This window comes from Pasteurella skyensis (genome assembly GCF_013377295.1).
GTDB classification, from domain to species: Bacteria; Pseudomonadota; Gammaproteobacteria; order Enterobacterales; family Pasteurellaceae; genus Phocoenobacter; species Phocoenobacter skyensis.
On sequence record NZ_CP016180.1, the window covers coordinates 518607 to 530206 of the forward strand.

8 protein-coding genes are annotated in these 11600 nt (G+C 36.1%); 4 read left to right on the plus strand and 4 right to left on the minus strand.

Annotation, left to right across the window (positions count from 1 at the left end; translation table 11 throughout):
- Window positions 1–212: 212 nt before the first annotated feature.
- From malE to malQ, 4 genes are all read left to right on the plus strand, one after another.
- Complete coding sequence (malE, locus tag A6B44_RS02420; protein WP_090922869.1) at window positions 213–1397, plus strand: maltose/maltodextrin ABC transporter substrate-binding protein MalE; 1185 nt, start codon at window positions 213–215, stop codon at window positions 1395–1397.
- Window positions 1398–1494: 97 nt separating this feature from the next.
- The gene (malF, locus tag A6B44_RS02425; RefSeq protein WP_090922867.1) at window positions 1495–3051 is read left to right on the plus strand and encodes a maltose ABC transporter permease MalF; all 1557 of its coding nucleotides are present in this window, start codon (window positions 1495–1497) and stop codon (window positions 3049–3051) included.
- A 12-nt stretch (window positions 3052–3063) separates the two neighbouring features.
- Complete coding sequence (gene malG / locus A6B44_RS02430) at window positions 3064–3954, plus strand: maltose ABC transporter permease MalG (protein ID WP_090922865.1); 891 nt, start codon at window positions 3064–3066, stop codon at window positions 3952–3954.
- 17 nt (window positions 3955–3971) lie between these two features.
- Window positions 3972–5987, plus strand: a complete 2016-nt coding sequence (gene malQ, locus A6B44_RS02435) for a 4-alpha-glucanotransferase (protein WP_090922894.1) — start codon at window positions 3972–3974, stop codon at window positions 5985–5987.
- Window positions 5988–6023: 36 nt separating this feature from the next.
- On the opposite strand, the gene A6B44_RS02440 is transcribed toward malQ, so the two are convergent.
- From A6B44_RS02440 to A6B44_RS02455, 4 genes are all read right to left on the minus strand, one after another.
- Complete coding sequence (locus tag A6B44_RS02440) at window positions 6024–6665, minus strand: VOC family protein (protein WP_090922863.1); 642 nt, start codon at window positions 6663–6665, stop codon at window positions 6024–6026.
- Between the two features lie 92 nt (window positions 6666–6757).
- The gene (locus A6B44_RS02445; protein WP_090922861.1) at window positions 6758–8221 is read right to left on the minus strand and encodes an aminoacyl-histidine dipeptidase; all 1464 of its coding nucleotides are present in this window, start codon (window positions 8219–8221) and stop codon (window positions 6758–6760) included.
- Window positions 8222–8482: 261 nt separating this feature from the next.
- Entirely contained in the window at window positions 8483–10465 is a 1983-nt protein-coding gene (locus A6B44_RS02450; RefSeq protein WP_090922859.1) for an exoribonuclease II, read from the minus strand.
- Between the two features lie 73 nt (window positions 10466–10538).
- Complete coding sequence (locus tag A6B44_RS02455) at window positions 10539–11324, minus strand: enoyl-ACP reductase FabI (protein WP_090922857.1); 786 nt, start codon at window positions 11322–11324, stop codon at window positions 10539–10541.
- Between the last annotated feature and the right edge of the window lie 276 nt (window positions 11325–11600).

Sequence of the window (11600 nt, forward strand, 5' to 3'; positions counted from 1 at the left end):
GTTTTTTTGTGATATAGATCACGGAATTAAATTGTTTTTTTGTGATCACTGTCACAAATATTCGATAATAATGTGAGAAGTATGATCAAGTTCACAAAAAAAATAATAGGGGATGAGAAGGGGGGATGAGGTCTTTTAAATCTAATTATTTCATTATACTGCTCGAATTATCTTAGTTTCTTTATATATCAACAAACAAAGAGGAAAATGTTATGAGAAATTTAACAAAAACAGCCCTTGCCGTATTAGCAGGTTTATCTGTGGCACAAGGTGTGTATGCAAAAATGGTTGAAGGTCAAATCAACATTTGGATCAATGCAGACAAAGGTTACAACGGTTTAGCTGAAGTGGGTAAAAAGTTTGAAGCGGATACAGGTGTAAAAGTTGTTGTCGAGCATCCTTCTAAATTAGAAGAAGTGTATCCACAAGTTGCCGCTTCTGGTGATGGTCCAGATGTGATTATTTTTGCTCACGACCGTTTTGGTGGCTATGCACAAGCAGGTTTGCTTGCAGAAATTCAACCAAGTGCCGAGTTTAAAGCAAAATTATCTGACATTGGTTGGAAAGCAACAAGCTATAAAGGTAAACAAATTGCTTACCCAATCGCAGTGGAATCTTTATCTTTAATCTATAACAAAGATTTAGTACCAACCGCTCCTAAAACGTGGAAAGAAGTCATTGAGTTAGATAAAAAACTTAAAAAAGACGGTAAATCAGCGATTATGTGGAACTTAGCTGAACCTTACTTCACTTGGCCAATTATCTCTTCACAAGGTGCTTACGCGTTCAAATTAACTGATAAAGGTTATGATGCAAAAGATATTGGCGTGAACAATAAAGCAGCACAAAAAGGGTTACAGTTTGTGGTTGATTTAGTGAAACAAAAAGTGATCAACAAAGATACTGACTATGCCGTTGCAGAAGCGGGCTTTAATAAAGGTCAAACAGCGTTAACAATTAATGGTCCTTGGGCTTGGGCAAATATTGAGAAAAGCGGTATCAACTATGGCGTAGCAGTATTACCTAAATTAAACGGTAAAGCAGGTAAACCATTTGTTGGCGTATTAAGTGCTGGGGTGAATGCAGCAAGTCCAAATAAAGATCTTGTTAAAGAGTTTATGGAAAACTATTTATTAACAGACAGTGGTTTAGAAACCGTAAACAAAGATGTTGCATTAGGTGCGGTGGCATTGAAAAGCTATCAAAAAGTGTTAGCCAAAGATCCACGCATTGCGGCAACAATGGAAAATGCGGAAAATGGTGAAGTAATGCCTAATATCCCTGAAATGAGCCGTTTCTGGTATTCAGAAAAAGCAGCGATTACCAATGCGGTAACAGGTCGTCAAAGTGTTAAAGCAGCACTTGATGAAGCACAAGCGAAAATTGAAAAAGAGTAATTAATTTATTCAAATACTAAAAATTTTGCATAGAACTGTAGAGACGTAGCATACTACGTCTCTACTCCTCATAATAATAAAAATTTAGGACGAAAATATGCTTACTTCCATTGAAACACCACCAACAAATCTTCAAATTTGGGGAAAACGCCTCTGCATTGGTTTGCTTTATTTATTAGCCTTTTATCTTGTTTTTACCATTTATTTACAAGGTGAGATTATATTTGCACTGCTTGTGTTGGTTGTTTTAACCTCTGGTATTTATGTGTTCAGCAATGGCAGAGCATATCGTTGGCGTTATCTTTACCCAGGTGTATCCGCAATTGGAATTTTTATTATTTTTCCATTATTGATGACCGTTATTATTGCATTTACTAATTATAGTGGTGCAAATAGATTGAGCTTTGAGCAAGTTGTTTCACAATTACAATCACAAAAATTTGCTTTTGGAGAGCGTTTTAATTTTAAATTATTAGCAATCGAAAACAATAAATATCAACTCACACTAAATAACAGCAAATTACAAAAAAATTATCTTTCTGCACCACTTGATCTCACAAAATTACCAAAAGAATTATCCGTCAATGAAGTGGCAAAATTACCAGAAGGTAAAGTTGCACCATTAAAAATTATCATAAAAAATCGTACTAATTTACAAGCGGTTAATGTTGTACTACCATCAAATGAAAGCCTAACAATGAGTTCATTACGCCAATTTACGGAACAGAAGAAGCGGTATGATTTTGATCAAAATTCGCAAATTTTAATCAATAATGAAACAGGCGAAAAATATAAAGCAAATAATGAAATTGGTTTCTTTCAAAAAATTGATGAACAAGGGCAGTTTGTTGAACAGCGTTTAGAACCGGGTTATATCGTTGCGGCAGGTTGGAGTAATTACATTAAAATTTTAACTGATAAAGGTGTACAAGAGCCTTTTGTTAAAATCTTTATTTGGACAGTGATTTTTGCTTTCTTAACTGTTATTTTTACTGTATTTTTAGGAATGATTTTTGCCTCACTGGTGCAGTGGGAACCTCTGAAAGGTAAAGCTGTTTATCGCTTATTGCTAATTTTACCTTATGCCGTACCGGGTTTTATTTCCATTCTGGTATTTAAAGGATTGTTCAACCAAAGTTTTGGGGAAATAAACTTAATTCTTAACCAATTATTTGGTATTCGCCCTGAATGGTTTAATGATCCAACTTTAGCCAAATCAATGCTATTAATTGTAAATACGTGGTTGGGTTACCCTTATATGATGATTGTTTGTATGGGCTTACTCAAAGCCATTCCAAATGATTTGTATGAAGCCTCTGCCATTGACGGTGCGACAATGTGGCAAAATTTTACCAAAATCACAATGCCAATGTTATTAAAACCACTGATGCCATTGATGATCGCCAGTTTTGCCTTCAACTTTAATAACTTTGTACTGATTCAATTATTAACCTTAGGTGGTCCAAATATGGTTGGCACAACCACCCCAGCAGGGCATACTGATTTACTTGTAAGTTATACTTACCGTATCGCCTTTGAAGGTAGCGGATCACAAGACTTTGGCTTAGCAGCGGCAATTGCAGTGATTATCTTCTTACTGGTCAGTATTCTTGCCTTGTTCCAAATTCGTTTAACCAAATTACAGCAAGATTAGGGGGAAGATAAAATGGCAATGGTTCAAGAAAAATCCATAAAAGTACGTTTATTTTCAACACACTTATTTTTAATTTTATTTTGTGCATTAATTTTGTTCCCAATGTTGATGATTATCGGCATTTCATTAAGACCGGGTAATTTAGCACTAGGAGAAATTATTCCTAGTACGATCTCTTTTGAGCATTGGAAGTTAGCATTGGGACTTCCTGTGACACACGCTGATGGAACAGTCACACCACCTCCTTTTCCTGTTTTATTATGGTTATGGAACTCTGTAAAAGTGGCGACAGTGACCGCTGTTCTAACATTAATTTTTTCCACAACATCAGCTTATGCTTTCGCACGTTTAAAATTTGCAGGAAAAGGCGTATTGTTACAAGGAATGTTAATTTTTCAAATGTTCCCTGCGGTACTCTCATTAGTCGCATTATATGCGTTATTTGACCGTTTAAGTGATTACATTCCATTCTTAGGATTGAATACGCACGGTGGTGTGATTTTTGCTTACTTAGGCGGAATTGCAATGCACGTTTGGACAATTAAGGGATATTTTGAAACCATTGATGTTTCTTTAGAAGAAGCGGCAGCCTTAGATGGTGCAACCCCTTGGCAGACTTTCCGCTTAATTTTATTGCCATTATCAGTCCCTATTTTAGCGGTGGTGTTTATTTTATCTTTTATTTCTTCTATTATTGAAGTACCCGTTGCCTCGTTACTATTACGAGATGTGGGTAACTATACCTTAGCGGTGGGAATGCAACAATATTTACACCCTCAAAACTATTTATGGGGTGATTTTGCCGCAGCAGCAATTTTATCGGCAATTCCAATTACTTTAGTCTTTATTTTAGCACAGCGTTGGTTAGTGGGTGGTTTAACTGCTGGCGGCGTAAAAGGTTAGGAGCATAACAGATGGAAATGGAAAAAGAGCATCCATATATTAATCCTTATTTTATCAATGAGCGAGGAGAACATTGTTATCCTGCTCCAGAAGTGTATCAGAAAATTGCAACATTATTGGGAGAGCCTGCACCCACAAGGTTAATTCCTTTTGTTAAAGTGATTTCACAAAATGAAGCGGTCACTTTAGATCTTATTTTTGCAAAAAATGAGGCAGTGACTGAGCAATGGCAACTTCGGCTTGAAAGTGGTGAACAGCAGGTAGGGAGTATCACAGAAGGAAAAATTATATTACCTTGTGATCTGCCTTTAGGTTACCACACACTAACTATTGTTGCAGATGGTTCGCCTTTAGAATGTCGTATTATTGTGACACCAAAAACAGCTTTTCAGCCAGAACAATTACAACAAGGTAAAAAGTTATGGGGTGCTATTTTACAGCTGTATACCTTACGCTCAGAAGCAAACTGGGGTATTGGTGACTTCGGCGATTTACAACAGTTTTTAATTAAAATTGCAGAGCAAGGAGGGGATTTTGTAGGGTTAAATCCTATCCATTCACTGTTTCCAGCAAATCCTGAGGCGGCTAGCCCTTATAGCCCTTCTTCTCGTTTATGGCAAAATATTATTTATATTAATGTGAATAATATTGAAGCATTTCAACAGAGTGAAGAAGCACAACAATGGTTTCACTCTGAAGAAACGCAACGCATATTAACGGAAATAAAAGCACAACCATACGTTAATTATGCTCAAGTAATGCAATTAAAACTAACAGGGTTGCAGTTTGCTTTTGCCAAATATGTCACACAAGATCAAACAGAGTTTGAACAGTTTATTGCAGAGCAAGAAGAGAGTTTGCAAGTGCAAGGCACGTTTGACGCTTTACATCAATGGTTGAGTGAACAAAATGAAGAGCAATGGGGTTGGGATTATTGGGCAGAGCAGTATCAAAGCTACCATTCTAGTGCTGTACAACAATTTAAAGAAGAGCATAGTTATCAAGTCCGTTTTTATATGTGGTTACAATTTGTGGCGCAACAGCAGTTAGCACAATGTAATGAGCAAGCAAAACAACTTGGAATGCCAATTGGTTTTTATCGTGATTTAGCCGTTGGAGTATCAGCAAATGGTTCAGAAACGTGGGCAGATAAAGAATTATATGTGTTAGACGCTTCTGTGGGTGCTCCGCCTGATATTATGGCACCACAAGGGCAAAATTGGGGGTTATCACCAATGCACCCAGACGTATTGCAACAAAGAGCTTACCAACCATTTATAGACTTATTACGTGCAAATATGAAACACTGTGGTGCATTGCGAATCGATCATATTTTAGGTTTTGCACGTCTCTGGTGGGCAACTAAAAATGCACCTGCGAAAGATGGCGCTTATGTGCGCTATCCATTGGAAGATCTGCTATCTATTTTAGCATTAGAAAGCCAACGTCATCAGTGTTTAATTATTGCAGAGGCATTGGGAATCGTACCAGAAGGAATGTTAGACGCATTAGCACAAAAAGGAATACTTGCTTATAATATCTTCTATTTTGAATTTGATTGGTATGGTAGCAGACACCTACACGAATACCCTTATCACGCAATGACCACCCTGAGTACTCACGATTTACCAACGGTAAAAGGTTATTGGCAACATTATGATTTTGAATTAGGTGAAAAATTTGGTGTTTATCCTAATTTAGAGATTTTACAAAAACTGCAACACGATCGTACTTATGCTAAACAACGTATTCGAGAAGCTGTTGAAAATAGTGGTCAGCCACTAGAAAGAGGAGATGGGTATCTTTCACAGCAATTTACTCATCAACTGCAAAGCTATGTAGCAAATACAAACAGCGCTTTATTTGGAACTCAACCAGAAGATTGGTTAAATATGTTAGAACCAGTTAATATACCAGGGACAAGTAACGAATATCCAAACTGGCGTAGAAAGTTGAGTAAAACGACAGAGGAAATTTTTGCTGATGAAAATATCAGAATGTTGCTACAGAATATCAACACTAAGCGTAGGTAAGTTAAATATTCATAGTAATGTTATACATTAAAGCAATTAGTCATTTTGATATTGTATTTCTGTTACCTCTGCGTATTTACTACCTTCTTCAAGAATGATAGTATCATCATCTAAGAGTTGATTTAAAATGGCTATAGAGTCTTTATTGGTAACCAGTTTTAAACTTTTAACTCTTGACACCCCGTTAGGGTGAACAAAGTTTTTGGGTTTGGGATCTATATTATAATATGACATTAAAAATGGAAGCGTTAAGTCAAAAGGCATAAAAAGCTTCCATTTTAAAAGTTTGCCATCAGGTGTCTTTCTTCTGTTATTTTTTAAATAGTTCCCTTTTTTGCCATTGTTTGCTAAAAATTCTATTTCATCGTCCAACCCTCCTTCGTTCTTTTCTATGCATAGAATCGCATTATTTCCATCTGTAATATCATAGAGTTTCATTCTATCTACCATTGCTTTACCACCAAATAGAGAAAATATTAGCAGTGCTATTTTGGGTATTGATTTCACATCAAGCAATTCAATAAAAGGTCCTTGACTAAAGTAGATAATTGCATTTAATTTTTTTGATTTCCTAGCATATTCTACATAAAACCCTTTTTCTCTCCATTCATTAATGGCTTTTTCCAAATTATCAACAGCATAGACTATGTGTCCTGCTCTCATATGTTTTAAACTCATTATATATCTCCATAAATAATTTATTTACTTCAAGTTGAACAAACTCTTTAGCTATGATGATCATAGCTAAGGTGCGTTCAGGTAATAATGAACTACTTAACAGGAATATTCTCTAACAACTGAATCAACAATTCCCAATAAATTTTAACCGCAGGAATATGCGCTTTTTCATCTGGTGAATGAGCATTACGGATAGTTGGGCCAATTGATACCATATCAATATTTGGATACACTTTTTTGAGTAATCCACACTCAAGTCCTGCGTGAATAACCTTAATTTTTGATTCATAACCTAACAATTTATCATAAACTTGTTTAGTTAAAGGCGTGATTTTTGAATCTGAATCAGGATTCCAACCAGGGTAGCTACCTGAAAATTCTACTGAAGCACCAACTAAATCAGCTAAAGAGCGTAATTTTCCTCTAACTTCCGCTTTTCCTTCTTCAATTAAAGAGCGAGTTAAAATAATGGCACACACTTGCTCATTTTCTGTTTTTAACACCCCAACACTTAAAGAGGTTTCGACTACATCGGCAACAACATCACTATAACGAATAACGCCGTTTGGTAGAACATTTAACGTATCAATAATTGAGTCTGTAGACTGACGACTAAAAACCTGAGAAGGTAGAGAAATTTCTTCAACCAAAATGGTTAAATTTGGCTCAGCAATTGCCAATTCAGTTTGTAACTGTTGTTCAACCTGCTTAATGTAAGCGGTAACTTGTGAACGATTTTTTGCAAAAAATGCTAAAGATGTGACCGCTTCACGAGGAATTGCATTACGTACACTTCCTCCTTGAATATCAATAAGTTGAAATTCAACAGACTGTTTTAAATCAGCTAATAAGCGAACCATTAATTTAATTGCATTGGCTCGAGTAGTATGAATATCACAACCAGAATGACCACCACGTAGTCCTTTAAGGGAAATTTGCATTGCACAATCAAAGGTGTTATCTGTCAATTGAATTGGCATAGTAAAGTTACTGTCTTCACCCCCTGCACAACCAATATAAATTTCACCATTATCTTCCGTATCGGTATTAATTAAAATATCACCCTCTAGCCAGTTTGCTCGCAATCCTCTCGCACCTTCCATACCTGTTTCTTCAGTCATTGTGAGTAATACTTCTAAATCAGGGTGAGCAATATCATCACTCTCTAATACGGCTAGGCAAGAAGCTAATCCAATGCCATTATCTGCCCCAAGGGTTGTCTCTTTAGCGGTGACCCATTCACCATCAATATAAGGTTGAATAGGGTCTTCTTCAAAATTATGCTGTACGCCCTCATTGGCTTGAGGCACCATATCTAAATGTGCTTGTAACACCACTTTTTGGCGATTTTCCATTCTTTTTGTGGCAGGTTTACGAATAAGCACATTACCCACCTCATCACGCTCTACGAATAACTGTTTTGATTTTGCCCAATCGACGATAAAACAAGCCAGTTTTTCCTCGTGGAAAGACGGATGAGGAATGGCACAAATCTGATCAAACCATTTCCAAAGTAAAGAAGGAGAAAGTGTAGATATTTCTGACTGATTTAACATAGTAATAACCTCTTATTTTTTTATTAAATTTGTACCCAAATATTACCGTTTATTTGAAAAAATGGGAAGAGGTTAAGTGAGAATTCAGTCAATTACATTATCGTGATAGGGTGGCGAAATTTTGAGCGGCTTAATACATTCAGAGAGAGGTATTTATACGCTATTTTTGTTTGGGGAATGAGAAAAGAGACGTAGCATACTACGCCTCTATATAATTGGTAAATTTTTATCAAAATGTAACCGCTTATATGTGATAAAAATTTACTGAACAATATTTCCAATGATACTTCTGGTTTCCATTCGAACTTGGGTTAATTTCACTTTAACACTTTGCCCAACTTGGTAAGTTTTTTCATCTTTAATATAAAGGGCTAGCTCTTCTTGTCGGAAGTTCATTTCATCTTTATTTGGATGCAATGTGGAGTTTGGCACAAAAATCATCGCACCATTTTCAATCACTTTAACACGCAATCCACCACGAGAAACATCACTGATTTCTGCATCAAATTCCATATTTTTCTCAACCATTGGTTCAAGATAACGGGCATATAACCAATCTGAAATATCTCGTTCAACCATTCGGTTTTGTTTACGGGCTTCTTGTAAACGAACTAAAATATCTTCTTCTATAGGTTGTATTGGTTGTTGTGCAAGGGTTTGTTTAATTAAACGATGATTCACCATATCGCCGTATTTTCTGATTGGTGATGTCCAAGTCGCATAATGGGTAATCCCTAAACCGAAATGTGGTGCAGCTTGATTTTTAAATTCTGCGAAAGTGAGATAACGACGTAAGCGTAATTCTAAAAATTTCTCATCGTGTTGATCAATGTCACGACGCATTTCACAATAGTCCTCAAGGGTGGCTAAACGCTCAACACTATAACGAGCTTCTAATTCTTCGTTATTTTCAGGTGTACTTAAGGTTGCAATTAAAAACTCTTTGGCAAGTTTATAATTTTTAGGATCAAAACCTAAATGGGTGTTGAAAATCCCTGTTTTTGCATTTTTTTCTAAATATTTACCCGCTTCAATATTGGCGATAATCATTGCTTCTTCAATCATTTGATTGGCAATTCGGCGAGGCTCAAGATGAATATCAACCACATCTCCCTGTTCATTTAATTCAAAGGCATAATCACCCTGCTCTTTGAAAATTAAGGCATTTTTTTCACGCCACTGCATTCTTACTTGGGTAAATTGGTGTAACCAATCAATTTGTTGTTTAATCACTTCATTTTCAGGTTGCCACGCATTTTCTTGCTGTTCTAAATAATCGGATACTTTGTCATAAGCTAATTTTGCTTTTGATTTCACCCACGCAAGGGTAAAGATGGTTTCTGCTGTGACATTTCCTTCTAAGTCAGTAATAATTTCGCCCACTAATGCAGGACGTTTTTCATCCGCAACCAATGAACATAAATCATCAGAAAGTTCACGAGGTAGCATTGGAATATTAAAACCTGGTAAATAATTGGTAAAACAACGTTGGCGAGCTTCTTTTTCAAGGCTTGAATTTTGTGGGATATAAGCGGTTGGATCGGCAATCGCTACCATTAAATGCCAGCCTGTTTGGGTATCATTTTCTAAAATTGGCTCAATACACAATGCATCGTCCATATCTTTGGTTGTTCCTGAATCAATAGTGGTAAAATCTAAATCCGTTAAATCTTTACGTTCAATTTCATCTTGCAACTCATAACTTTCTAACCCTTTTACTGCTTCTCGAGGCTGTTCGTGACGAACAAGACTTACCCACCAAGGAGCGTAATGATCTTCTGCTTCACAAATAAATTGGGTAACTTGGGCAAATAAAAAGCGATCATCTCGTAATGGGTGTGTTTTTAATTCTGCAACCACCCAGTCATTTTCCTGTAATTTTTGTGTGATTTTTTTGTTATTCACATTAGCAGAGATTAGCGGTTTAACATTTGGATGATCAACCGCAAGTTGTAAACGCCCCTCACGATTAAATTTAACCCTTGCCACAAAACGTGTCAACATTGGTTCAATTAGTTCTTCAATATCCACTCGTTCCTTATCACCATCAACCACAACAGAGGCTTTTACTTTATCTCCGTGCATTACTTTTTTCATTTCTTGCGGTGGGATAAAGTAACTTTTTTTATCGCATTCTAAAAAACCATAACTTTTATCAGTGGCTTTTACAAAACCTTCTACAAAGGTTTTATTAGCGAGCATTTGTTGTTTTAGTTGTGCTAAAAGGGGGTTATCTTGGAACATAAGTTTCCTTAAATATAATGATATATAACGAAAAGACAGGGCATGCCCTGTCTCTACGAATTTGAAATAATGATTATTCGCTTAAATTTGACATTGCTGTTGTGCTAAAACCAGCATCAACGTGTAAAATTTCGCCTGTTACACCAGAGGCTAAATCAGAGCATAAAAATGCAGCTGAATTACCCACATCTTCAATGGTGACAGTACGTTTCAATGGTGCTGATTTTTCAAAAGTAGACAGCATTTTTTTGAAATCTTTGATACCAGATGCAGCTAAAGTACGAATCGGACCTGCTGAAATTGCATTGACACGAATGCCTTCGCCACCTAAATCTGCTGCCATTACACGGGTGCTTGCTTCAAGGGAGGCTTTTGCTAAACACATCACATTGTAGTTAGGAATAGAACGCTCTGCCCCTAAATAAGACAAAGTTAATAATGCTGAATTTGGATTTAACATTGGGCGAGCCGCTTGAGCCATTGCTACAAAGCTATACGCGCTGATATCGTGAGCAATTCTAAAACCATCACGGGTTGCTGCATTCACATAATCACCGTCTAATTGATCCGCTGGGGCAAAACCAATTGCGTGCACAAATCCATCAAATTTATCCCAATGTTTACTTAGTTCGGCAAAACATTCTGTAATATTTTCATCACTTGCCACATCCAACGGTAATACAATTTTTGCCCCAAATTCTTCGGCAAATTTTTCTACACGAGGCTTTAATTTATCGTTTAGATAAGTGAATGCTAACTCTGCCCCTTCACGAGCAAAAGCTTGTGCAATACCATAAGCAATCGAACGATTGCTCGCTAACCCTGTGACTAAAATACGCTTACCTGCTAAAAAACCCATATTGTTTCCTTAAAATTAATCTATTTATGTAAAATCTTTGTGAAATTATAGCTGAAAAAAGTAGAAAAGAGAAAGAAAGCGGTTAGATCTTGTCAACTTTTTGCAAAAAATAATGTAAAAAACTATTTATAGTTAATAAATACAATGCTATTACCTCTATTTTAGAGGAACAGATTTCCAGCCTTTGATTATTTGTACCTATTTGTTTTCACACAATATATTTTTATTAAAATTTTTGTAAAAATGCTTATGGGAGCATTAAATATAAATGCTTTT

Coding starts and splice junctions, on each gene's coding strand:
- A6B44_RS02450 (WP_090922859.1), bottom strand. CDS start 10,465: ATGTTCCAAGATAACCCCCTTTTAGCACAACTAAAACAACAAATGCTC.
- A6B44_RS02440 (WP_090922863.1), bottom strand. CDS start 6,665: ATGAGTTTAAAACATATGAGAGCAGGACACATAGTCTATGCTGTTGAT.
- A6B44_RS02445 (WP_090922861.1), bottom strand. CDS start 8,221: ATGTTAAATCAGTCAGAAATATCTACACTTTCTCCTTCTTTACTTTGG.
- A6B44_RS02455 (WP_090922857.1), bottom strand. CDS start 11,324: ATGGGTTTTTTAGCAGGTAAGCGTATTTTAGTCACAGGGTTAGCGAGC.
- malG (WP_090922865.1), top strand. CDS start 3,064: ATGGCAATGGTTCAAGAAAAATCCATAAAAGTACGTTTATTTTCAACA.
- malF (WP_090922867.1), top strand. CDS start 1,495: ATGCTTACTTCCATTGAAACACCACCAACAAATCTTCAAATTTGGGGA.
- malE (WP_090922869.1), top strand. CDS start 213: ATGAGAAATTTAACAAAAACAGCCCTTGCCGTATTAGCAGGTTTATCT.
- malQ (WP_090922894.1), top strand. CDS start 3,972: ATGGAAAAAGAGCATCCATATATTAATCCTTATTTTATCAATGAGCGA.